Consider the following 22,382-nt stretch of genomic DNA (forward strand, 5'->3'; position numbering starts at 1 on the left):
GCGTCATCGCCCGGCACGGCGTCAACTCGGAGGCAGCGGATTCACCCTGCCGGACGGTTCCTGACCGGTACCCCGACAGCGGTCACTAAATTCCGGGTCCCCGCCGGATATCCGGCCCCTCTCCGCACCGGGACACGACGACCTCGCGGCGCTCCTCCCGGCCCTGCCCGGCCCGAGCGCTCCCTGCCCCTCGCCTCGGCGGATTCCCAGGTCCGAGCCGCCGACCACGGGCGGTTCGCCGCCGCTCCCGCGCGGAACGCCCCGCCACCCCGGGCGAGGTCCGGGTTCGGGGCCATAAGCGGACCGAGTGTTCAGGTCCGGTCGCACATCGGGCTTCACGTCCACCTTTATGTCCATCGAACAGAAGCCCAGCGGCGCGGTGCGGCACAATGACCGTGCCCAGCAGGCCACTCACTGATGGAACGGCGATATGACGACTGCAGCGGTTGACCATCCCTCCTCCGACCAGGACGAGGACGGCGTGAAGAGGACCATCGGCGGCAGTCGGGCGTTCGCACTGCTGCTGGTGATCACGGGCGCCGCCGGACTCCTCGCCGCCTGGGCCATCACGATCGACAAGTTCAAGTTGCTGGAGGACCCCAACTTCACGCCGGGCTGCAGTCTCAACCCGGTCGTCGCCTGCGGCAACATCATGAAGAGCGAGCAGGCCGCCGCCTTCGGTTTCCCGAACCCGATGCTCGGTCTGGTCACCTACTCCGTGATCATCGGCATCGGCCTTGCGCTGCTCGCGGGCGCCCGCTTCCGCAGCTGGTACTGGCTCGGAATGAACGCCGGCACGCTGTTCGGCGTCGGCTTCTGCACCTGGCTCCAGTACCAGTCGCTCTACAACATCAACTCGCTCTGCCTGTGGTGCTGCCTGGCCTGGGGCGCCACGATCTTCATGTTCTGCTACGTCACCACGCACAACATCAAGCAGCGGATCCTCCCGGCGCCGAACTGGCTGCGCAACGGACTGACGGAGTTCCACTGGGTGCCACCGGTCCTGTGGATCGGCATCATCGGCATGCTGATCCTGACCCGCTGGTGGGACTTCTGGACGAGCTGACCGGCCCCCGCCGCCCGGCTCCTGCCGGGCAGCCGGCCCGGCAGGGATGTCAGTGCCGTGACATAGGGTTCAAAACGTGGAGCCCGACCTCTTTACCGCAGCCGCCGAAGACCGCCAGGACAAGGACCCGTCCAGCAGCCCCCTGGCTGTCCGGATGCGCCCGCGCACCCTCGACGAGGTCGTCGGCCAGCAGCATCTGCTCAAGCCGGGCTCGCCGCTGCGCCGTCTCGTCGGCGAGGGGAACGGCGGGCCGGCGGGCCCGTCGTCCGTGATCCTCTGGGGCCCGCCCGGCATCGGGAAGACGACTCTCGCGTACGTGGTCAGCAAGGCCACCAACAAGCGCTTCGTCGAGCTGTCCGCGATCACCGCCGGCGTCAAGGAGGTGCGGGCCGTCATCGAGGGTGCCCGCCGTGCCACCGGGGGCTACGGCAAGGAGACGGTCCTCTTTCTCGACGAGATCCACCGCTTCTCCAAGGCGCAGCAGGACTCCCTGCTCCCGGCCGTGGAGAACCGCTGGGTGACGCTGATCGCCGCGACCACCGAGAATCCGTACTTCTCGATCATCTCGCCGCTGCTGTCGCGCTCTCTGCTGCTCACCCTGGAATCCCTCACCGACGACGATCTGCGCGGTCTGCTGCGGCGCGCCCTGGCCGACGAACGCGGACTCGGCGGCACGGTGGCGCTGCCGAAGGACGCCGAGTCGCATCTGCTGCGCATCGCGGGTGGCGACGCCCGTCGGGCGCTCACGGCGCTGGAGGCCGCGGCCGGTGCGGCGCTGTCCAAGCAGGAGAAGGAGATCACCCTCCTGACCCTGGAGGAGACCGTCGACCGCGCCGCCGTCACGTACGACCGGGACGGCGACCAGCACTACGACGTGACGAGTGCGCTCATCAAATCGATCCGCGGCTCCGACGTGGATGCCGCGCTGCACTACCTGGCCCGGATGATCGAGGCGGGGGAGGACCCCAGGTTCATCGCCCGGCGGCTGATGATCTCGGCGAGCGAGGACATCGGTCTCGCCGACCCCACGGCGCTGCCCACCGCCGTCGCGGCCGCCCAGGCGGTTGCCATGATCGGATTCCCGGAGGCGGCGCTCGTCCTGAGCCACGCGACGATCGCCCTGGCGCTCGCCCCCAAGTCCAATGCGGCGACACTGGCGATCTTCGCCGCCCAGGAGGATGTGCGGAAGGGACTCGCGGGTCCCGTCCCGGCGCATCTGCGCGACGGCCACTACAAGGGCGCCGCCAAGCTGGGCCATGCCGTGGGTTACGTGTATCCGCACGATGTCCCCGGAGGTATCGCCGCCCAGCAGTACGCCCCGGACGCCGTCCGCGACCAGCGGTACTACCAGCCCACGCGCTACGGCGCGGAGGCGCGCTACGCGGATGTGGTGGAGCGGGTCCGCGAGCGGCTCGGCCGCACGGGCTCCGACGGCGGCGCGAGCCCGTCCGCCGGCTGAGCACGGCGGAGAAGGACGCGCGGGGCCGCTGGAGAAGCGCAGAGCCTTGAGAACGCAAACAGCGCGGACGGGGTCTGCCGGCTCAGCTCACCGCGGCCTCGAAGAGCGTGTGCATGGCGTGGCGCAGCTCCCCGACGTCGCGCACCGGCCCGGGGAATTCGAAGCGCGCGTCGAAGCAGCGGTCGCGGTCCTCGCACAGGCGTACCCGCAGCCCGTACCGGTCCAGCGCGAGCGGCACGACGGCGGGCCGGCGGGCCGCGCGGGATGGGGCCGGACGCTCGCCGAGCAGCCCGTACAGCGCGTCCAGCTGTTCGCCGTGCGCCGCGTGCAGATGCTGGAGCAGTTCCGCCTCGTATCCGAAGAGCGGGTCGGGGGCCGCGTCCCGGAACGCGTCGGGTTCGACCTCCTCGGCGCCCCACAGATCGTCGATGTACGCCTCGCCCGTCTCCAGCCGCAGCGTCGTCCGGCCCGGCCCGGACATGCCCGGGACAGTGGTGAGCCACCCGGAGACCCACGCGCGACCGCGGATGCGATGGGGCACGGAGACCGGGGCGACGTCCGTGATCTCCAGCACAGCCGTCAGCTCGTCGTCCTCGGCGTGCGTCGCCGCCCGTACGACCGGGGAATCCGTAGGGAGTTCGAGGAACAGATCCCCGTCGGGGCCCACGCCCCTGGTCAGCGGCATCAGCTGATCCGGGCCTGCGGCGTTCAGCCCGGGGACGAGCAGTACCGCCGAACAGGTACTCTGTACGAGAGTTCGTGTGCGCTCGGCTGCTGACGGCATCCGAGTGTTTTCAAGCCCGCCGGGACGCGGCTGACCACGATCTGATCGGTCCTCCGTCGTATCGGCATCCTGAGGGGTGTCGACGCTGTCAGTGCTGTCCGTGATGTGTGTGGTGTTCCCCGGGCGAGACATGCGATCTCCTCAAGTAAGGTGAGCCTAACCTAACCTACAACGGAGGTCTGGAGAACGTGCCTAACCAGTCGCGTCCCAAGGTCAAGAAGAGCCGCGCGCTCGGCATCGCGCTGACGCCGAAGGCCGTCAAGTACTTCGAGGCCCGCCCCTACCCGCCGGGCGAGCACGGCCGTGGTCGCAAGCAGAACTCGGACTACAAGGTCCGTCTGCTGGAGAAGCAGCGCCTGCGTGCCCAGTACGACATCAGCGAGCGTCAGATGGCGCGTGCCTACGACCGCGCCAAGAAGGCCGAGGGCAAGACGGGCGAGGCGCTCGTCGTCGAGCTGGAGCGTCGTCTCGACGCCCTGGTGCTGCGTTCGGGCATCGCCAGGACCATCTACCAGGCCCGCCAGATGGTTGTCCACGGTCACATCGAGGTCGACGGCCGCAAGGTCGACAAGCCGTCCTTCCGTGTCCGTCCCGACAACATCGTGATGGTCCGCGAGCGCAGCCGCGAGAAGCACCCCTTCCAGGTTGCCCGCGCCGGTGGCTACGCCCCCGACGGCGAGACCCCGCGCTACCTGCAGGTGAACCTGCAGGCCCTGGCCTTCCGCCTCGACCGGGACCCGAACCGCAAGGAAATCCCCGTGATCTGCGACGAGCAGCTCGTCGTCGAGTACTACGCCCGCTGATCCAGGCACAGCCGCATTCAGCAGCGCTCAGGCCCGCCCCTCCCCGATGTACGGGAGGCGGCGGGCCTGAGCGATTTCCCGGGGCCGGGCAGGGGGCCGGGCAGCCGGCCCGGCGGCTGCGCCCGGTTCGCGGGCCCGCTCCCGAGCGCCCTGGCCACCGCCGCGTCCAGATCCAGCTGCCCGCCCGCGCGCAGCCCTGACTCGTAGGGGCCGTCGCCCAGCTCCCGGCGGGCCAGCTCCTCGCATCGGACCCGGGGCTGCCTGTAGTAGGCCGAACCGAACAGCGGCAGCCCCACCGACGGCCAGATCCGGTCGGCGGCGCCCTGCAGCACCGCTGCCTCCGCCGCGTTCCCCTCGACCGCCGTGACCAGTGCCAGCAGCTCCAGCGCGAGTACCGAGCCCAGCAGATCGTGGAAGGTGTGACCGATCGACAGACACTCGCCGAGCAGGTCCCGGGCCCGGTCCGGCCCGCCCCGTTGCAGTGCGGCGAAGGCCAGCACGTACAGCGCGTACGAGAGGGCCCACCGTTCCCCGTGGTCCTCGCAGATCTCCCTGACCTCCTCGCAGATCGCGGCCGCCCCGTCCAGGTCCCCGTGGAATCCGACCGCCATCGCCAGTTCGATCTGGGCCATCAGTACATTGCTGTTCAGCTCACCGAGTTCCCGGTAGCGGCCGAGCGCGTCGCCCAGCAGCTCCTGTGCCCTGACCATGTCGTCCGTGAGGAGCGCCAGGCACCCCATCCGGTGCACCGCGTACGCGAGCGCCGTGGAGTCGCCCGCCCGGTCCGCTTCGTCCCGGCACTCCTGCAGCGCGGAGACCGCACCGACCGGGTCGCCCTGCAGCACGGCCACATGTCCGAGCACCCACAACGCCTTGAGTCGCGCGGAGTCGTACGGTGACTCCTCCTCCAGCACATGGTCCAGCCAGTGCCGGCCCTCCGAGAGACGCCCGCACCCCACCCAGAGGAACCAGAGGGTGCCCGCCAGGTACTGCGCGAGATGCGCCTCGCCCGCGTTCTCCAGCGAATACTCCATCGCCCGCCGCAGATTGGGCAGTTCGCTCTCCACCCGGGCAGCCACCTCGTCCTGCCGCGGGCTGAACCAGTCGAGCTCGCACATGGTCGCCAGCCCCAGGAACCAGTCCCGGTGGCGGCGCCTCAACCGGTCCGTCCCACCCGTGGCCGCCAGCCACTCGGCGCCGTACTCGCGCACCGTGTCCAACATCCGGTAGCGGGTGCCGGCCGCCGAGTCCTCACGCAGGACGACGGACTGCGTGAGCAGCCCGGAGAGCACGTCGAGCACCGATTCGGCCGGCAGATCGGCTCCGCTGCAGATGTACTCGACGGCCTCCAGATCGAACTGCCCGGCGAACACCGAGAGCCGCGCCCACAGCAGCCGCTGCTCCGGAGCGCAGAGTTCATGACTCCAGCCGATGGCCGTGCGGAGTGTCTGGTGGCGCGCCAGCGCGCTGCGGCTGGAGCCGGTCAGCAGCCGGAAGCGGTCGTCCAGGCGCTGCAGCACCTGTTCGGTGGAGAGCGCGCGCAGCCGTCCGGCCGCCAGTTCCAGCGCGAGCGGGATTCCGTCCAGCCGGTGGCACAGCTCGCGCGCGGCCGCTCGGTTGTGGTCGGTCAGCCGGTACTCCGGCTGTACCGCGGCGGCCCGCTCCTCGAAGAGGAGCATCGCGTCCTCGTCGGTCATCGGCGCGAGCGGGAAGGTGACCTCGCCGTCCAGCTCCAGAGGCAGCCGGCCGGCGGCCATCACCCGCAGTCCCGGGGCCCGGCGCAGCAGTTCACGCACCAGCTCGGCGCAGGCGTCCACGAAGTGCTCGAAGCCATCGATCACCAGGAGCAGTTGGCGACCGGCGAGATGTTCGAGGAGCGTCGTGCGCGGTGGTCTGCCGGTGTGATCCGTGAGCCCGAGGGTGTCGACCAGTGCGTGGTCCAGCAGCTCCGGATCGTGGAGGGCGGACAGTTCCGCCATCCAGACTCCGTCGCAGTACCGTTTCTCCAAAAGTTTGGCGATCTTGGCGGCGCAGCGGGTCTTGCCCACTCCGCCGACCCCGACCACGGTGACGAGCCTCGACTCGTCCAGTAGCCGACCGAGGGCGGCCAGTTCGTCCTTCCGCCCCACGAACCTGTTCAGTTCCGCCGGGAGATTACCGAGGGCGCCGACGGAGGCGCTCGGATCATGGGGGGACGGGCGGGAGCGCTGGGGGCGTCGCATGAAACACGCAGAGTACTGGTTCGGAAGCTCTCCGTACAATCTCCTTATGGCTGCTCGGTCCCTCCCGCCGGTAATGCGGTACGGGGCGCGACCACCGGCGCGATAGGCTCGGGAGACGACGACTGGCTGTTGTGACAGCGGTCGCCGGACCGAGCAGAGACAGACAGTACAGAGACAGCGACAAGCTAGAGAGCGGTGCACTGTGTCCGGTGGAGAGGTGGCCGGGATCCTGGTGGCCGTCTTCTGGGCGATCCTGGTTTCGTTCCTCGCCGTCGTACTGGTGAGGCTGGCCCAGACGCTCAGGGCGACCACCAAGCTCGTGGCGGACGTGACCGAGCAGGCGGTCCCGCTGCTTGCCGACGCCTCAGCCACGGTGCGCTCCGCACAGACCCAGCTCGACAAGGTCGACGCGATCGCGACGGACGTCCAGGAAGTCACCTCGAACGCTTCGGCGCTCTCCACCACCGTCGCCTCGACCTTCGGCGGACCGCTCGTCAAAGTCGCCGCGTTCGGTTACGGGGTACGGCAGGCCATCGGCCGCAAGGCCGGTCCGGAACCCGAACCTGCCCGTCGGCCGTCCCGTCGCACGGTGATCGTCGGCCGCACCGTGCCGTCCGCGCGCGGCAGGAAGCGCAGCGGCAGAAACTCCCGCGGATCTAAGGACTGACGCAGCGATGCTCCGCCGTACGTTCTGGTTCACCGCCGGCGCCGCCGCCGGTGTCTGGGCCACCACCAAGGTCAACCGGAAGCTCAGGCAGCTGACCCCGGAGAGTCTCGCGGCGCAGGCCGCGGACAAGGCGATCGAGACCGGCCACAAGCTCAAGGACTTCGCTCTGGACGTCCGTGAGTCGATGGCCCGGCGAGAGGCCGAACTGGGCGAGGCGCTGGGCCTGGAGGCGCCGGTCGACCCGGACCTCCCCGTACGGCGTCATTTCGCCGTCGAGGCGGCCGAACCCGTCGGACCGGACAGGCCCCTCGAAGTCGGCAACCACCGCAAGCTCCCCTACAACTCGTACAACCGGAATGAGGACCACTGATGGAGTCGGCTGAAATTCGTCGCCGCTGGCTGAGCTTCTTCGAGGAGCGCGGTCACACCGTCGTCCCTTCGGCGTCGCTCATCGCGGACGACCCGACTCTGCTGCTGGTCCCCGCGGGCATGGTCCCGTTCAAGCCGTACTTCCTCGGCGAGGTCAAGCCGCCCGCGCCGCGGGTCACCAGCGTGCAGAAGTGTGTCCGTACGCCGGACATCGAGGAGGTCGGCAAGACCACCCGGCACGGCACGTTCTTCCAGATGTGCGGCAACTTCTCCTTCGGGGACTACTTCAAGGAAGGCGCCATCAGCTACGCCTGGGAGGCCCTGACGACCTCCGTGGCGGACGGCGGCTTCGGTCTCGACCCCGAGAGGCTGTGGATCACGGTCTATCTGGACGACGACGAGGCCGAGCAGATCTGGCGGGACAAGATCGGCGTACCGGCCGAGCGCATCCAGCGCCTGGGCAAGAAGGACAACTTCTGGTCCATGGGTGTCCCCGGTCCCTGCGGCCCCTGCTCCGAGATCAACTACGACCGCGGCCCCGAGTTCGGCGTCGAGGGCGGCCCGGCCGTCAACGACGAGCGGTACGTGGAGATCTGGAACCTGGTCTTCATGCAGTACGAGCGGGGTGCCGGTGACGGCAAGGAGGACTTCCCGATCCTCGGCGACCTGCCGTCGAAGAACATCGACACGGGCCTGGGTCTGGAACGCCTCGCCATGATCCTGCAGGGCGTACAGAACATGTACGAGACCGACACCCTGCGCGTCGTCATGGACAAGGGCACCGCGCTGACCGGTGTGCGGTACGGCGCCGACCACGGTTCGGACGTCTCGCTGCGCGTGGTCGCCGACCACATCCGCACCTCCGTGATGCTCATCGGTGACGGCGTCACTCCCGGCAACGAGGGCCGCGGCTACGTGCTGCGCCGCATCATGCGCCGCGCCATCCGCAACATGCGGCTGCTGGGTGCCACCGGACCGGTGGTCAAGGATCTGGTCGACGTCGTGATCGACACGATGGGGCAGCAGTACCCGGAGCTGATCACCGACCGCAAGCGCATCGAGACCGTCGCCCTCGCCGAGGAAGCCGCGTTCCTCAAGGCACTCAAGGGCGGCACCAACATCCTCGACACCGCCGTCACGGAGACCAAGGCCGCCGGTGGCAAGGTCCTCGCCGGCGACAAGGCGTTCCTGCTCCACGACACCTGGGGCTTCCCGATCGACCTCACCCTGGAGATGGCCGCCGAACAGGGCCTCTCGGTGGACGAGGACGGCTTCCGCCGTCTGATGAGGGAGCAGCGGGAGCGGGCCAAGGCCGACGCCAAGGCCAAGAAGACCGGCCATGCCGACCTCTCCGCCTACCGCGAGGTCGCCGACAACTCCGGCATCACCGAGTTCACCGGCTACACCGCCACCGAGGGCGAGTCGACGATCGTCGGTCTGCTCGTCGACGGCGTGCCCTCGCCCGCCGCCTCCGAGGGCGACGAGGTCGAAGTCGTCCTGGACCGCACCCCGTTCTACGCCGAGGGCGGTGGCCAGCTCGCCGACCAGGGGCGTATCCGGCTCGACAGCGGCGCCGTCATCCAGGTCCGCGATGTCCAGCAGCCCGTCCCCGGCGTCTCGGTCCACAAGGGTTCGGTGCAGGTCGGCGAGGTGACCGTCGGCGCCAGTGCCTATGCCGCCATCGACAACACCCGCCGCCGGGCCATCGCCCGCGCCCACAGCGCCACGCACCTCACGCACCAGGCGCTGCGCGACGCCCTGGGCCCGACGGCCGCCCAGGCCGGTTCGGAGAACTCGCCGGGCCGCTTCCGCTTCGACTTCGGTTCGCCCGCAGCCGTACCCGGCACGGTGCTCACGGATGTCGAGCAGAAGATCAACGAGGTCCTCGCCCGCGAACTCGACGTCCAGGCCGAGGTCATGCCGATCGACGAGGCCAAGAAGCAGGGCGCCATCGCCGAGTTCGGCGAGAAGTACGGCGAGCGGGTCCGGGTCGTCACCATCGGCGACTTCTCCAAGGAGCTCTGCGGCGGCACTCACGTGCACAACACCGCCCAGCTGGGCCTGGTGAAGCTGCTCGGCGAATCGTCCATCGGTTCCGGCGTGCGCCGCATCGAGGCCCTCGTCGGCGTTGACGCGTACAACTTCCTCGCCAGGGAGCACACGGTCGTCGCCCAGCTCCAGGAGCTGGTCAAGGGCCGTCCCGAGGAGCTGCCGGAGAAGATCGCCGGAATGCTCGGCAAGCTGAAGGACGCCGAGAAGGAGATCGAGAAGTTCCGAGCGGAGAAGGTCCTCCAGGCCGCCGCCGGACTGGTCGATTCCGCCAGGGACGTACGCGGTGTCGCCCTGGTCACGGGCCAGGTACCGGACGGCACCTCGGCCGATGACCTGCGCAAGCTCGTCCTGGACGTCCGAGGACGTATCCAGGGCGGCCGCCCGGCCGTCGTGGCCCTGTTCACGACCGCCAACGGCCGTCCCCTGACCGTGATCGCCACCAACGCGGCCGCCCGTGAACGCGGGCTCAAGGCCGGTGACCTGGTCCGTACGGCTGCCAAGACCCTCGGCGGCGGTGGCGGCGGCAAGCCGGACGTCGCCCAGGGCGGCGGCCAGGACCCCGAGGCCATCGGCGCGGCCGTGGCCGCGGTCGAACGTCTCGTCACCGAGACGGCGTGACGGCGGGGATGACTCGGATGCGCCGCGGTCGTCGTCTCGCGATCGATGTCGGGGACGCCCGGATCGGGGTCGCCTCGTGTGACCCCGACGGGATCCTCGCCACGCCGGTGGAGACCGTTCCGGGGCGCGATGTCCCGGCGGCCCACCGGCGGCTCGGGCAGATCGTCGAGGAGTACGAGCCGATCGAGATCATCATCGGCCTGCCGCGGTCCCTCGGCGGCGGTGAGGGGCCCGCCGCAGCCAAGGTCCGGGTCTTCGCCCAGGAGGTGGCCCGCTCGGTCGCACCCATTCCGGTGCGCTTGGTGGACGAGAGGATGACCACAGTAACGGCGAGTCAAGGACTGCGCGCCTCGGGCGTGAAGTCCAGAAAAGGCCGTTCCGTCATCGATCAGGCTGCCGCTGTGGTGATCCTCCAGAACGCTCTGGAGTCCGAACGGGCGTCAGGTGAAGCCCCGGGCGAAGGCGTCGAAACGGTTGGCTGATCGCGATACGGTAACGTTCCGCGCGATGTGGCGGTGTTCGAACACGCACTGCACAGCAAAGAGACGGAACGTCGTCTCGCGGCTCTAGGGGATCGATGACTGAGTATGGCCGGGGCCCCGGCTCCGAACCGTGGCATCCCGAGGATCCCCTGTACGGGGACCAGGGATGGGGAGGACAGCAGTCCGCCCACGGCCAGAACCAGTACGGCGGCGGGCAGCAGCCCCACCCTCAGGACCCGTACGCACAGCAGTCGCACCCGCAGCAGCAGGATCCGTACGCGCAGCAGCAACAGCATTTCCCGGACCCGTACGCCCAGCAGCAGCCTTACCAGCCGCAGCAGCCGGCGTACGGGGTCCCGCAGGATCCCTATGCGCAGCAGCAACCCCAGCAACCCCAGCAACCCCAGCAGCCTCAGTACGACAACGGCGGCTGGGACACCGGGCAGCAGTCCGCCGGGATGCCCTACGACCCCCAGGCGTCGGCCGACCCCTACGGCGGCAGCCAGGCCGGCTACGGCGAGACGCCCGACCACTACGGCACGCCGGAGGCCTATCCGCCGCCGCAGCCCCCGGGCCGCCGGGAGGCCGCTCCCCAGCAGGCCCCCACGCAGAACCCCGACTGGGACCCGGAGAACAAGCCGGAGGAGACCCACCCCTTCTTCACGGGCGCGGACGACGGGGACGACAAGGACGACGAGTACGACGACGACCCGCGTGAGTCACGCCGCGGCAGTCGCGGCGGCAACGAACGCCGGGGCAAGGGCAAGAAGAAGAGCCGCAGCGGCTGCGCGTGCCTGGTCGTCTCGCTGGTCCTGGCCGGCGGCCTCGGGGGAGTGGGCTACCTGGGGTACACGTACTGGCAGGACAAGTTCGGCCCGGCGCCCGACTACACCGGGACGGGTGCCGGCGAGGTCGAGGTCGAGATCACGAAGGGCGCCCTCGGATACGACATCGGCAACATCCTGAAGCAGAAGGGTGTCGTCAAGAGCGTCGACGCGTTCGTCGCCGCGCAGAACGAGAACCCCAAGGGCAAGTCCATCCAGGCCGGCGTGTATCTGCTCCACGAGAAGATGTCCGCGGCCGAGGCCTTGAAGCTGATGCTCGACCCGAAGAGCCAGAATCTGCTGGTCATTCCCGAGGGCTCCCGCAACGTTGCGGTCTACGAAAAGATCGACAAGAGGCTGGGTCTCAAGGCCGGGGCCACAGGGGCCGTCGCCAAGACGGACGTGGGCAAACTCGGTCTGCCGGAATGGGCGAACAACGATCCGAAGGTCATGGACCCGCTGGAGGGCTTCCTGTACCCGGCGGCCTACCCGGTCGTCAAGGGGATGAAGCCCGAGGCCGTCCTGAAGAAGATGGTGTCCCGGGCCAACGAGGAGTACAACAAGCTCGACCTCGAGGGGGCGGCCAAGAAGTACCAGCTGAGCAACCCCTGGCAGGTGCTCACCGTGGCCAGCCTGGTGCAGGCGGAAGGCCTCACGCACGACGACTTCCGGAAGATGGCCGAGGTGGTCTACAACCGCCTCAAGCCGGACAACACGGCCACCAACCGCAAGCTTGAGTTCGACTCGGCGTTCAACTACCTGAACAAACAGAGCAAGATCAAGATAAGTTCGAAGGAGATCCGGACCAACCCCCACCCGTACAACACCTACTACCACGCGGGTCTGCCGCCGGGGCCGATCAGCAACCCCGGTGAAGAGGCGCTCCGTGCGACGCTGAATCCGACCCATGACGGCTGGATGTTCTTCATCTCGCTCGATGGCAAGAAGACCCAGTTCACCAAGACGGCCGCCGATCACGAGAAGCTCAACCAGAAGTTCAAGGAACAGCATGGCCTCCAGTGACGAGGTGCGACGGGCGGCCGTCCTCGGCTCGCCCATCGCCCACTCGCTCTCCCCCGTCCTGCACCGGGCCGCGTACGCCGAACTCGGCCTGACCCGCTGGACGTACGACCGGTTCGAGGTCGACGAGGCGGGCCTTCCCGCCTTCATGGCGGGGCTCGACTCCACCTGGGCGGGGCTCTCGCTGACCATGCCGCTCAAGCGTGCGATCATCCCGCTGCTGGACTCCATCAGCGAGACGGCGTCGTCGGTGGAGGCCGTCAACACGGTCGTCTTCACGAAGGACGGCCGCCGGATCGGCGACAACACCGATATCCCCGGCATGATCGCCGCGCTGCGCGAACGCGGTGTGGAGAAGACCGACTCCGCCGCCGTCCTCGGCGCCGGAGCGACCGCTTCCTCGGCGCTTGCCGCGCTGGCCGAGATCTGTACGGGGCCGGTCACCGCGTACGTCCGCAGCAAGGAGCGGGGCCAGGAGATGCGCGGCTGGGGCGAACGCCTCGGCGTCGACGTCCGGATCTCCGACTGGGCGGAGGCCGGGCAGGCGCTGCACGCCCCGCTGGTCGTCGCCACCACCCCGGCCGGGGCCACTGACGCGCTGATCGAAGCCGTACCGGATCGGCCGGGCACCCTTTTCGATGTGCTGTACGAGCCCTGGCCGACCGGACTGGCCGCCGCCTGGACGGCTTGCGACGGCGCAGTCGTCGGAGGTCTCGACCTTCTGGTGCACCAGGCGGTTCTCCAGGTCGAGCAGATGACCGGCCGTGCGCCCGCTCCGCTCGCGGCCATGCGACGGGCCGGGGAGGCGGCGCTCGCCGCCCGCTGACCCCCGCGCCCGCCCGGGGGACGCGTCCGTCTGCTGGACCGGCGACCGGTTCACGCGCCTGGGCGTGGGAGGATCGAAGGCGGCGGGCCAGGGTCGCGCACCCGGTCGCGCCGTCGCAGTTCCAGGCGCGAGCATGAGGAGCACCGTTGAGCAGGTTGCGCTGGCTGACCGCGGGGGAGTCGCACGGCCCCGCACTCGTGGCGACGCTGGAGGGTCTTCCCGCCGGTGTCCCGATCACCACGGAGATGGTGGCGGACGCACTCGCCCGGCGGCGGCTCGGATATGGCCGCGGTGCGCGGATGAAGTTCGAGAGGGACGAGGTCACCTTCCTCGGCGGGGTGCGCCACGGTCTCACGATGGGCTCCCCGGTCGCCGTGATGGTGGGCAACACCGAGTGGCCCAAGTGGGAACAGGTCATGGCGGCCGACCCGGTCGACCCCGAGGAACTGGCCGCGCTGGCCCGCAACGCCCCGCTGACGCGCCCGCGTCCCGGTCACGCCGACCTCGCGGGCATGCAGAAGTACGGCTTCGACGAGGCCCGGCCGATCCTGGAGCGCGCCAGCGCCCGTGAGACGGCGGCCCGGGTCGCGCTCGGCGCCGTCGCGCGGTCGTACCTCAAGGAGACCGCGGGCATCGAGATCGTCAGCCATGTCGTCGAGCTGGCCGCGGCCAAGGCGCCGTACGGCGTCCTGCCGACGCCCGCCGACGTCGAGCGGCTCGACGCCGACCCGGTGCGCTGCCTGGACGCCGACGCGAGCAAGGCGATGGTCGCCGAGATCGACCAGGCCCACAAGGACGGCGACACCCTCGGCGGTGTGGTCGAGGTGCTGGCGTACGGAGTGCCCGTCGGCCTCGGCTCGCACGTGCACTGGGACCGCCGTCTCGACGCCCGGCTCGCCGCGGCCCTGATGGGCATCCAGGCCATCAAGGGGGTCGAGGTCGGCGACGGCTTCGGCCTGGCGCGGATTCCCGGCTCCAAGGCGCACGACGAGATCCTGGTCACCGAGGACGGCATCAAGCGCGCCTCCGGCCGCTCCGGCGGCACCGAGGGCGGTCTGACCACCGGCGAGCTGCTGCGGGTGCGCGCCGCGATGAAGCCCATCGCGACCGTGCCCCGCGCGCTCGCCACCGTCGATGTCGTCACCGGCGAACCCGCCAAGGCTCACCACCAGCGCTCCGATGTCTGCGCCGTGCCGGCTGCGGGCATCGTCGCCGAGGCGATGGTCGCGCTGGTCCTGGCCGACGCCGTCGCCGAGAAGTTCGGCGGGGACAGCGTCCCCGAGACCCGCCGCAATGTGCGGTCGTACCTCGACCACCTCCAGATCCGATGAGCGGCCCTCTGATCGTCCTCGTCGGCCCGATGGGCGTGGGCAAGTCCACCGTCGGTGAACTGCTCGCCGACCGGCTCGGCACCACCTACCGGGACACCGACGCGGACGTCGTCGCCACGGCCGGCAAGCCGATCCCGGAGATCTTCTACGACGAGGGCGAGGAACACTTCCGGGAGCTGGAGCGACAGGCCGTGCACGCCGCAGTCGCCGAGCACACCGGTGTCCTCTCCCTCGGCGGCGGTGCCGTGCTGGACGACACGACCCGAGCACTGCTCGCCGATCACCCCGTCGTCTATCTCTCGATGGACGTGGAGGAGGCCGTCAAGCGGGTCGGCCTGAACACCGCCCGACCGCTGCTCGCCGTCAACCCGCGCCGCCAGTGGCGCGAGCTGATGGACGCCCGCCGCCACCTGTACACCGAGGTGGCCCGCGCGACCGTCGCCACCGACGAGCGCACCCCCGAAGAGGTCGCCCAGGCGGTCCTCGACGCACTGGAACTGCCGGAACGCACGGACGACCCCGTCACCCCCGGCCGGGAGAACACATGACCGAGCAGGACCCCACCCGCATCCGGATCGCCGGCAGCGCGGGCACCGACCCGTACGAGGTGCTGATCGGCCGGCAGCTGCTGGGCGAGCTGCCGACGCTCATCGGCGACCGCGCCAAGAGGGTCGCCGTTCTGCACCCCGAGGCGCTCGCCGAGACCGGTGAGGCGGTCCGCCAGGACCTTGCCGCGCAGGGCTACGAGGCCATCGCGATCCAGCTGCCGAACGCCGAGGAGGCCAAGACCGTCGAGGTCGCGGCGTACTGCTGGAAGGCGCTCGGGCAGACCGGCTTCACCCGCACCGACGTCATCGTCGGCGTCGGCGGCGGAGCCACCACCGATGTGGCCGGATTCGTCGCGGCGACCTGGCTGCGCGGGGTGCGCTGGATCGCCGTACCCACCACCGTCCTCGCCATGGTCGACGCGGCCGTCGGCGGGAAGACCGGCATCAACACCGCCGAGGGCAAGAACCTCGTCGGCGCCTTCCACCCGCCCGCCGGGGTTCTCTGCGACCTCGCCGCCCTGGATTCGCTGCCCGTCCACGACTACGTCAGCGGCCTGGCCGAGATCATCAAGGCCGGCTTCATCGCCGACCCGGTGATCCTCGACCTGATCGAGGCCGACCCGGAGGGTGCCCGTGTCCCCACCGGGCCGCACACCGCCGAGCTGATCGAACGCGCCATCCGGGTCAAGGCCGAGGTCGTCTCCGGCGACCTCAAGGAATCCGGACTGCGCGAGATCCTCAACTACGGCCACACCCTGGCCCACGCCATCGAGAAGAACGAGCGCTACAAGTGGCGGCACGGCGCGGCCGTGTCGGTGGGCATGGTCTTCGCCGCGGAGCTGGGCCGGCTGGCCGGACGCCTCGACGACGCCACCGCCGACCGGCACCGCGCGGTGCTGGAGTCCGTCGGACTGCCGCTCACCTACCGCGGCGACCAGTGGCCCAAGCTGCTGGAGAACATGAAGGTCGACAAGAAGTCCCGCGGCGACCTGCTGCGCTTCATCGTCCTCGACGGGCTCGGCAAGCCCACCGTGCTGGAGGGCCCCGACCCGGCCGTGCTGCTCGCCGCCTACGGGGAGGTGTCGGCGTGACCCGTCGGGTTCTCGTCCTCAACGGGCCGAACCTCGGCCGGCTCGGCTCCCGCGAGCCCGATGTGTACGGCGCCACGTCGTACGCCGGACTCGTCGAAACCTGTCAGGCCCTCGGCAAGGAGCTCGGCTTCGATGTCGACGTCCGGGAGACCAACGACGAGGGAGAGCTGATCCGCTGGCTCCACGAGGCAGCGGACGGTTCAGTTCCGGTCGTTCTCAACCCGGGGGCTTTCACTCACTATTCGTACGGAATGCGGGACGCGGCGGCCCAGCGCACCGCCCCGCTGATCGAGGTGCACATCTCGAACCCGTACGCTCGTGAGGAATTCCGCCACAACTCCGTGGTGGCGCCGGTCGCCACGGGGACCGTGGCCGGATTCGGTGTCGGTTCCTACCGTCTCGCGCTGCGCGCTCTCGCCGACGAGATGACCGACTGACGGACCGGCGCACCGGAAGGCCGGCCGGCCGACCGGGCACTGTGCGCCGTCCCCGACCGTTGCCTGTGTGGCGGCCGGGGACGGTACGGTTGCCGTTCCACCAGCGCCAGTTGCCTGTACGAGACGGAGTGGCACCGGATGCAGCACGCAGTGGGGGCCCCGCTGCCGCCGCCCCAAGGCCCCGGAAGCGGACCTGTCGGCTGGACGCACCAGGCCCGGCACCCCGGACAACCGGGGCCGCCGCCCACCACCCCTCCCGCGCCCCCGGCGCCCCGGGGCTGGAGCGGTCCCGCCCCGCAGCACGCCCCGGCCCCGCCCTCCAGGGAGACCACCGGGCACGTCCAGCTGCCGCCCGGCGGTCCAGTTCCGCTGCCCGCGCCGCCCGCCGAGCCCGGCACCGGCAGCGCGACCCTCGCCGTCCTCCTGATCGGCCCCGCGGGCGCCGGCAAGACCACCGTGGCCAAGCTCTGGGCCGGCCGTCGTCGGGTCCCCACGGCCCACGTCAGCCTCGACGACGTCCGTGAGTGGGTCTGCTCCGGCTTCGCCGACCCCCAGGCCGGTTGGAACGAGCACTCCGAGGCCCAGTACCGCCTCGCCCGTCGTACCTGCGGCTTCGCCGCCCGCAACTTCCTGGCCAACGGCATCTCCTGCATCCTGGACGACGCCGTCTTCCCGGACCGGCCGGTCGTCGGCCTCGGCGGGTGGAAGCGCCATGTCGGCCCCGGACTGCTGCCCGTCGTGTTGCTGCCCGGCCTGGAGATCGTGCTGGAGCGCAATGCGGCCCGCAGCGGCAACCGCCGCCTCTCGGACGAGGAGGTCGCCAGGATCCACGGCCGGATGGCCGGCTGGTACGGCTCCGGACTGCCGATCATCGACAACTCCACCTACGACGTGGAGACCACCGCCCGCGTCCTGGACGACATACTCGCCCGTTCCATAGCGAGCCCACCGGCCTGGTGAGCCCCGGACGGACGGTGGACCCGCCCCGGTGACGGGTCCGTCCGGGGCCCCCGGTCGGATGCGCTGACCGAGCAGGCCCGCGCAAGCGCTCGTAGGCTCGTGACATGTCAGACGTGTACGCCGTCCGCCGCGGGCTGCTCCGCGACCGGTGCGCCGCCGTCGGATCCGCGGCCGCTCTGGTCTCCCGCCCCGCCAACGTCCGCTACCTCGCAGGCGGAGCGCCCCCCGGTGCCGTGCTGCTGCTCGGCCCCGGCGAGGACGTCCTGCTCTGCCCCGGCGAGCCGACCGGCGACCCCGCCGAAGGACGTACCGACGATCAGCTGCGGGTTTCGTCGCTGCCCGCCACCGACGGCGATCCGGCGGTCGCGGCCGCCGATCTGGCCGGCGCCTCGGGGGCTCAGACCCTGGCGGTCGAGGAACACCATCTGACGGTCGCCCGCCACCGGGCCATGGGCTCGGTCGCCCCCCGGCTCCGGCTGGCCGATCTCGGAGCCACGGTCGAACAGCTGAGGGTCGTCAAGGACGAGGAGGAGATCGCCTGCCTGCGGATCGCCGCGGAGATCACCGACCAGGCCCTGGGCGAACTCCTCGAATCCATCCTGGTGGGCCGTACGGAACGGCATCTCGCCCTGGAGCTGGAGAGGCGTCTGGTGGACCACGGTGCCGACGGCCCCGCCTTCGCCACCTCGGTGGCCACCGGGCCGAACTCCGGCCAGGGCCGCCACCGGCCCTCGGACCGGCGGGTGGAGGAGGGGGATTTCCTCTCCGTCTGCCTCGGTGCGAACTATCGTGGATACCGCTGCGAGATCGGCCGCACGTTCGTCATCGGGACGACGCCCGCCGACTGGCAGATCGAGCTCTACGACCTGGTTTTCGCCGCTCAGCGGGCCGGACGCGAGGCCCTCGTGCCCGGTGCCGCGTACCGCGATGTGGACCGCGCCGCCCGCCACCTCCTGGACTCGGCGGGTCACGGAGGGGGCCTCGCGCCCTGGACCGGGCACGGGGTGGGGCTCGAAATCGACGAGGACCCGCAGCTGGCACCTGCGGCCATGGGTAAACTGGACGCTTGTGTGCCGGTCACCGTCGAACCGGGGGTCCACCTCCCGGGCCGGGGCGGGGTCCGGATCGATGACACGCTCGTCGTGCGCCCCGAGGCGGACGGCGGACCCGAGCTACTCACCATTACGACCAAGGAGCTGCTCGCGCTCTAGCGCGCATCCTCGGTCGTTCCACCAGCTTCAGTCCAGGAGATTCCGCAACCGTGGCTTCCACGAACGACCTCAAGAACGGCCTGGTGCTCAAGCTCGACGGAGGCCAGCTCTGGTCCGTCGTCGAGTTCCAGCACGTCAAGCCCGGTAAGGGCCCGGCTTTCGTGCGCACCAAGCTCAAGAACGTGCTCTCCGGCAAGGTCGTCGACAAGACGTTCAACGCCGGCGTGAAGGTCGAAACGGCCACCATCGACCGTCGCGACATGCAGTTCTCATACATGGACGGCGAGTACTTCGTCTTCATGGACATGGACACCTACGACCAGCTCATGGTCGACCGGAAGGCTGTCGGCGACGCCGCCAACTTCCTGATCGAGGGCTTCACCGCCTCCGTCGCCCAGTACGAGGGCGAGGTGCTCTACGTCGAGCTGCCCGCCGCCGTCGAGCTGACGGTCCAGCACACGGACCCGGGCGTCCAGGGCGACCGCTCCACCGGCGGCACCAAGCCCGCCACGCTGGAGACCGGCTACGAGATCGGCGTCCCGCTCTTCATCACCACAGGCGAGAAGATCAAGGTCGACACCCGCACGGGCGACTACCTCGGCCGGGTGAACAGCTAACCGTGGCTGCTCGGAACACGGCCCGCAAGCGTGCCTTCCAGATCCTCTTCGAGGCCGACCAGCGTGGTGAGTCCGTGCGGACGGTCCTCGCGGACTGGGTGCGGCACTCGCGGACCGACAGCCGTCAGCCGCCGGTCACCGAGTACACGATGGAGCTCGTCGAGGGGTACGCGCAGTACGCTGACCGGATCGACGACCTCATCGTGACCTACGCCGTGGACTGGGAGATCGACCGCATGCCGGTCGTCGACCGGAACATCCTGCGGCTCGGTGCGTACGAGCTGATCTGGGTGGACGGGACCCCGGACGCGGTGGTGATCGACGAGGCGGTCCAGCTCGCCAAGGAGTTCTCCACCGACGACTCCCCGTCCTTCGTGAACGGGCTGCTGGCCCGGTTCAAGGACCTCAAGCCGAATCTCCGCCGGGAGCAGTAGCCGCCGGTGGCGTTCAGCCGACGAAGGGCCCACGGTCACCCCTTGACCGTGGGCCCTTCGGCATGGGGCGTCCGACCGCCGCGTACAGAAAAGCCGTGCTGGTGCGGGCGCCCGGACGGGCGACCCGCACCGGCACGGCGGTACGTTTCTCCAGAGGGCCGTCAGCCCTCTTCGTGGGCGACGGCGCGACGCGCGTCCGCGTCCAGCACGCCCCAGCTGATCAGCTGTTCCGTGAGCACGGACGGCGACTGGTCGTAGATCACGGCCAGCGTGCGCAGGTCGTCCTGGCGGATCGAGAGCACCTTGCCGTTGTAGTCACCGCGCTGGCTCTGGATCGTCGCGGCATAGCGCTGCAGCGGTCCGGCCTTCTCCGGCGGGACGTGGGCGAGGCGCTCCAGGTCCAGGACGAGCTTCGGCGGCGGCTCGGCGGCGCCGCCGGGCGTCGTACCGGGCAGGAGCTCCTGCACCGGGACCCCGTAGAAATCCGCGAGCTCGGCGAGGCGCTGCACGGTCACGGCACGGTCGCCGCGCTCGTACGAACCGACCACGACGGCCTTCCAGCGGCCCTGGGACTTCTCCTCCACGCCGTGGAGGGAGAGGCCCTGCTGGGTGCGGATGGCACGGAGTTTGGCCCCGAGCTGCTTTGCGTATTCGCTGGACATAAGGCTCCCCGGACGCTGGAACATTGCGCGGCTCCGCCGCGTGGCTGGTAACTCACTGTGAGGTTACGCAGCGTTACTTGGTGCGTCAAGCCGAATGGTCCGGACCGGCACCTCCCGGGGTGTGACCTGGGCCTGGTGCAAGCCCTGGTAACGTTGATGACGCAATTTCGACGTCCTTTAAGGTCCGTCCAGTGAGGCGGAGAAGGAGGTCCGTTTCTTATGGACGCACAGCATGAAGCCACCGGCAACGCGGCACGCCCCGTTCTGGAGGCTCCCGACATGGCCCGGGTACTGACCCGGATCGCCCACGAGATCGTCGAACGCGCCAAGGGCGCCGACGACGTGGTGCTTCTCGGCATTCCGACGCGAGGTGTCTTCATCGCCCGCCGGCTGGCCGAAAAACTCCGGGAGATCACCGGCCGGAAGATGCCGGTCGGCTCCCTCGACATCACCATGTACCGCGACGACCTGCGGCTGCGCCCGGCGCGCGCCCTGGCCCGCACCGAGATCCCCGGCGAGGGCATCGAGGGCCGTCTGGTCGTCCTCGTCGACGACGTCCTCTTCTCGGGCCGCACGATCCGTGCCGCGCTCGACGCGCTGGGCGACATCGGCCGCCCCCGCGCGGTACAGCTCGCGGTCCTCGTCGACCGCGGTCACCGCGAACTTCCGATCCGTGCCGACTACGTCGGCAAGAACCTCCCCACGTCGCTGCGGGAGACGGTCAAGGTCCAGCTCGCCGAGGAGGACGGCCGCGACGCCGTGCTGCTCGGTGTCCAACGGACCGTCCCGGCGGACGAGCAGTAGCCGCAGCACACCCGTACGGGCGACGCCGAGCCCTTAGGGCGGCTTCGGCTTCCGCACGCCCGCATGCCTGAATCCTCCAGCCCCCGGAGAACACCCAGATGAAGCGTCACCTCATCTCGGCCGCCGACCTCACCCGCGACGACGCCGTCCTGATCCTCGACACCGCCGAGGAGATGGCACGGGTCGCGGACCGGCCGATCAAGAAGCTCCCGACCCTGCGCGGCCGTACCGTCGTCAACCTCTTCTTCGAGGACTCGACGCGTACCCGCATCTCCTTCGAGGCCGCCGCCAAGCGCCTCTCCGCCGATGTCATCAACTTCTCCGCGAAGGGCTCTTCCGTCTCCAAGGGCGAGTCGCTCAAGGACACCGCGCTGACCCTGGAGGCGATGGGCGCCGACGCCGTCGTCATCCGGCACGGCGCATCCGGTGCCCCGTACCGCCTGGCCACCTCCGGCTGGATCGACGGCGCCGTCGTCAACGCCGGTGACGGCACCCACGAGCACCCCACCCAGGCCCTCCTGGACGCCTTCACCATGCGCCGCCGCCTGGTCGGGGCCGACGCCGGTCTCGGCCGGGACCTCGAAGGCCGCCGGATCACCATCGTCGGCGACATCCTGCACAGCCGGGTGGCCCGCTCCAACGTCCACCTGCTGACCACGCTCGGCGCCCACGTCACTCTGGTGGCCCCGCCGACCCTCGTCCCGGTCGGAGTCGAGCAGTGGCCGTGCGAGGTCAGCTACGGCCTCGACGAGGTGCTGCCGAAGTCCGACGCGGTGATGATGCTCCGTGTGCAGCGCGAACGGATGAACGCCGCGTACTTCCCGACCGAGCGCGAGTACTCCCGCCGCTACGGCCTGGACGGCGACCGCATGGCGAAGATGCCCGGGAACGCGATCGTCATGCACCCCGGGCCGATGGTCCGCGGCATGGAGATCACCGCCGAGGTCGCGGACTCCGACCGGTGCACGGCCGTCGAGCAGGTGGCCAACGGCGTCTCGATCCGCATGGCCGTCCTGTACCTGCTGCTGGGTGGCTACGAGTCCGCCGCCCCGGCCCACCCGTCGCCCGCCTCCCGTACCGAGGAGAACAAGTAAT

Annotated in this window: 22 protein-coding genes; 19 read left to right on the forward strand and 3 right to left on the reverse strand. The window is 70.1% G+C overall.

Going from position 1 to position 22,382, the window contains the following annotated elements; all coding sequences use genetic code 11:
• Positions 1–430 precede the first annotated feature (430 nt).
• Together ACF1B9_RS26640 and ACF1B9_RS26645 are read left to right on the forward strand one after the other, a co-directional pair.
• Entirely contained in the window at positions 431–1,066 is a 636-nt protein-coding gene (locus ACF1B9_RS26640) for a vitamin K epoxide reductase family protein (protein WP_391740175.1), read from the forward strand.
• A 76-nt stretch (positions 1,067–1,142) separates the two neighbouring features.
• Positions 1,143–2,525, forward strand: a complete 1,383-nt coding sequence (locus ACF1B9_RS26645; protein ID WP_391740173.1) for a replication-associated recombination protein A — start codon at positions 1,143–1,145, stop codon at positions 2,523–2,525.
• An 82-nt stretch (positions 2,526–2,607) separates the two neighbouring features.
• On the opposite strand, the gene ACF1B9_RS26650 is transcribed toward ACF1B9_RS26645, so the two are convergent.
• Complete coding sequence (locus ACF1B9_RS26650; RefSeq protein ID WP_391740171.1) at positions 2,608–3,309, reverse strand: DUF2470 domain-containing protein; 702 nt, start codon at positions 3,307–3,309, stop codon at positions 2,608–2,610.
• A gap of 188 nt (positions 3,310–3,497) precedes the next feature.
• Here ACF1B9_RS26650 and rpsD point away from each other — a divergent pair, with 188 nt between their 5' ends.
• On the forward strand, positions 3,498–4,112 hold the full coding sequence (rpsD, locus tag ACF1B9_RS26655) for a 30S ribosomal protein S4 (RefSeq protein WP_391740168.1): 615 nt from the start codon (positions 3,498–3,500) through the stop codon (positions 4,110–4,112).
• Between the two features lie 17 nt (positions 4,113–4,129).
• On the opposite strand, the gene ACF1B9_RS26660 is transcribed toward rpsD, so the two are convergent.
• The gene (locus tag ACF1B9_RS26660) at positions 4,130–6,334 is read right to left on the reverse strand and encodes an ATP-binding protein (RefSeq protein WP_391740166.1); all 2,205 of its coding nucleotides are present in this window, start codon (positions 6,332–6,334) and stop codon (positions 4,130–4,132) included.
• A gap of 217 nt (positions 6,335–6,551) precedes the next feature.
• On the opposite strand from ACF1B9_RS26660, the gene ACF1B9_RS26665 reads away from it, so the two are divergent.
• From ACF1B9_RS26665 to nusB, 14 genes are all read left to right on the forward strand, one after another.
• Positions 6,552–7,001 (forward strand): DUF948 domain-containing protein, encoded by a 450-nt coding sequence (locus ACF1B9_RS26665; protein WP_391740438.1) that lies wholly within the window; start codon positions 6,552–6,554, stop codon positions 6,999–7,001.
• A 7-nt stretch (positions 7,002–7,008) separates the two neighbouring features.
• Positions 7,009–7,371, forward strand: coding sequence for a DUF6167 family protein (locus ACF1B9_RS26670; RefSeq protein ID WP_376217424.1), 363 nt, complete (start codon positions 7,009–7,011; stop codon positions 7,369–7,371).
• A complete protein-coding gene (alaS, locus tag ACF1B9_RS26675; protein ID WP_391740164.1) occupies positions 7,371–10,040 on the forward strand; it encodes an alanine--tRNA ligase in 2,670 nt (889 codons plus the stop codon). The genes ACF1B9_RS26670 and alaS overlap by 1 nt, the downstream gene beginning before the upstream one ends.
• 8 nt (positions 10,041–10,048) lie before the next feature.
• Positions 10,049–10,522: a Holliday junction resolvase RuvX gene (ruvX, locus tag ACF1B9_RS26680; protein WP_391740162.1), complete on the forward strand. Its 474-nt coding sequence runs from the start codon at positions 10,049–10,051 to the stop codon at positions 10,520–10,522.
• Positions 10,523–10,617: 95 nt separating this feature from the next.
• The gene (gene mltG, locus ACF1B9_RS26685; RefSeq protein WP_391740160.1) at positions 10,618–12,369 is read left to right on the forward strand and encodes an endolytic transglycosylase MltG; all 1,752 of its coding nucleotides are present in this window, start codon (positions 10,618–10,620) and stop codon (positions 12,367–12,369) included.
• A complete protein-coding gene (locus ACF1B9_RS26690) occupies positions 12,356–13,192 on the forward strand; it encodes a shikimate dehydrogenase (protein WP_391740159.1) in 837 nt (278 codons plus the stop codon). Before mltG ends, ACF1B9_RS26690 begins: the two co-directional genes overlap by 14 nt.
• A gap of 146 nt (positions 13,193–13,338) precedes the next feature.
• The gene (gene aroC / locus ACF1B9_RS26695) at positions 13,339–14,523 is read left to right on the forward strand and encodes a chorismate synthase (RefSeq protein WP_391740157.1); all 1,185 of its coding nucleotides are present in this window, start codon (positions 13,339–13,341) and stop codon (positions 14,521–14,523) included.
• A complete protein-coding gene (locus ACF1B9_RS26700; protein WP_376217412.1) occupies positions 14,520–15,071 on the forward strand; it encodes a shikimate kinase in 552 nt (183 codons plus the stop codon). The genes aroC and ACF1B9_RS26700 overlap by 4 nt, the downstream gene beginning before the upstream one ends.
• Entirely contained in the window at positions 15,068–16,162 is a 1,095-nt protein-coding gene (gene aroB / locus ACF1B9_RS26705; RefSeq protein ID WP_391740155.1) for a 3-dehydroquinate synthase, read from the forward strand. The genes ACF1B9_RS26700 and aroB overlap by 4 nt, the downstream gene beginning before the upstream one ends.
• Positions 16,159–16,599 carry a type II 3-dehydroquinate dehydratase gene (gene aroQ / locus ACF1B9_RS26710; RefSeq protein ID WP_391740153.1) on the forward strand — a complete coding sequence of 147 codons (441 nt, stop codon included), beginning with the start codon at positions 16,159–16,161 and terminating at the stop codon, positions 16,597–16,599. The genes aroB and aroQ overlap by 4 nt, the downstream gene beginning before the upstream one ends.
• A 138-nt stretch (positions 16,600–16,737) precedes the next feature.
• Positions 16,738–17,559, forward strand: coding sequence for a Pro-rich N-terminal domain-containing protein (locus tag ACF1B9_RS26715; RefSeq protein WP_391740152.1), 822 nt, complete (start codon positions 16,738–16,740; stop codon positions 17,557–17,559).
• 104 nt (positions 17,560–17,663) lie between these two features.
• On the forward strand, positions 17,664–18,770 hold the full coding sequence (locus ACF1B9_RS26720) for an aminopeptidase P family protein (RefSeq protein ID WP_391740150.1): 1,107 nt from the start codon (positions 17,664–17,666) through the stop codon (positions 18,768–18,770).
• A gap of 50 nt (positions 18,771–18,820) precedes the next feature.
• Positions 18,821–19,387, forward strand: coding sequence for an elongation factor P (gene efp, locus ACF1B9_RS26725; RefSeq protein ID WP_361443928.1), 567 nt, complete (start codon positions 18,821–18,823; stop codon positions 19,385–19,387).
• A 2-nt stretch (positions 19,388–19,389) separates the two neighbouring features.
• Positions 19,390–19,821: a transcription antitermination factor NusB gene (gene nusB / locus ACF1B9_RS26730; protein ID WP_391740149.1), complete on the forward strand. Its 432-nt coding sequence runs from the start codon at positions 19,390–19,392 to the stop codon at positions 19,819–19,821.
• 161 nt (positions 19,822–19,982) lie between these two features.
• Here nusB and bldD read toward each other — a convergent pair whose 3' ends face one another.
• On the reverse strand, positions 19,983–20,483 hold the full coding sequence (gene bldD, locus ACF1B9_RS26735) for a transcriptional regulator BldD (protein WP_014044812.1): 501 nt from the start codon (positions 20,481–20,483) through the stop codon (positions 19,983–19,985).
• Positions 20,484–20,702: 219 nt separating this feature from the next.
• Between bldD and pyrR the strand changes: the two genes are divergently transcribed.
• Together pyrR and ACF1B9_RS26745 are read left to right on the forward strand one after the other, a co-directional pair.
• Positions 20,703–21,287: a bifunctional pyr operon transcriptional regulator/uracil phosphoribosyltransferase PyrR gene (pyrR, locus tag ACF1B9_RS26740; protein WP_391740147.1), complete on the forward strand. Its 585-nt coding sequence runs from the start codon at positions 20,703–20,705 to the stop codon at positions 21,285–21,287.
• Positions 21,288–21,385: 98 nt separating this feature from the next.
• Positions 21,386–22,381 (forward strand): aspartate carbamoyltransferase catalytic subunit, encoded by a 996-nt coding sequence (locus ACF1B9_RS26745; RefSeq protein WP_351083580.1) that lies wholly within the window; start codon positions 21,386–21,388, stop codon positions 22,379–22,381.
• Position 22,382 lies beyond the last annotated feature (1 nt).

It is taken from the genome of Streptomyces sp. NPDC014727, assembly GCF_043083485.1.
Classification (GTDB): domain Bacteria; phylum Actinomycetota; class Actinomycetes; order Streptomycetales; family Streptomycetaceae; genus Streptomyces.

Coding starts and splice junctions, on each gene's coding strand:
- ACF1B9_RS26650 (WP_391740171.1), bottom strand. CDS start 3,309: ATGCCGTCAGCAGCCGAGCGCACACGAACTCTCGTACAGAGTACCTGT.
- aroB (WP_391740155.1), top strand. CDS start 15,068: ATGACCGAGCAGGACCCCACCCGCATCCGGATCGCCGGCAGCGCGGGC.
- bldD (WP_014044812.1), bottom strand. CDS start 20,483: ATGTCCAGCGAATACGCAAAGCAGCTCGGGGCCAAACTCCGTGCCATC.
- mltG (WP_391740160.1), top strand. CDS start 10,618: ATGACTGAGTATGGCCGGGGCCCCGGCTCCGAACCGTGGCATCCCGAG.
- ACF1B9_RS26690 (WP_391740159.1), top strand. CDS start 12,356: ATGGCCTCCAGTGACGAGGTGCGACGGGCGGCCGTCCTCGGCTCGCCC.
- ACF1B9_RS26670 (WP_376217424.1), top strand. CDS start 7,009: ATGCTCCGCCGTACGTTCTGGTTCACCGCCGGCGCCGCCGCCGGTGTC.
- ruvX (WP_391740162.1), top strand. CDS start 10,049: ATGACTCGGATGCGCCGCGGTCGTCGTCTCGCGATCGATGTCGGGGAC.
- ACF1B9_RS26720 (WP_391740150.1), top strand. CDS start 17,664: ATGTCAGACGTGTACGCCGTCCGCCGCGGGCTGCTCCGCGACCGGTGC.
- ACF1B9_RS26745 (WP_351083580.1), top strand. CDS start 21,386: ATGAAGCGTCACCTCATCTCGGCCGCCGACCTCACCCGCGACGACGCC.
- alaS (WP_391740164.1), top strand. CDS start 7,371: ATGGAGTCGGCTGAAATTCGTCGCCGCTGGCTGAGCTTCTTCGAGGAG.
- ACF1B9_RS26715 (WP_391740152.1), top strand. CDS start 16,738: ATGCAGCACGCAGTGGGGGCCCCGCTGCCGCCGCCCCAAGGCCCCGGA.
- pyrR (WP_391740147.1), top strand. CDS start 20,703: ATGGACGCACAGCATGAAGCCACCGGCAACGCGGCACGCCCCGTTCTG.
- ACF1B9_RS26640 (WP_391740175.1), top strand. CDS start 431: ATGACGACTGCAGCGGTTGACCATCCCTCCTCCGACCAGGACGAGGAC.
- ACF1B9_RS26700 (WP_376217412.1), top strand. CDS start 14,520: ATGAGCGGCCCTCTGATCGTCCTCGTCGGCCCGATGGGCGTGGGCAAG.
- ACF1B9_RS26660 (WP_391740166.1), bottom strand. CDS start 6,334: ATGCGACGCCCCCAGCGCTCCCGCCCGTCCCCCCATGATCCGAGCGCC.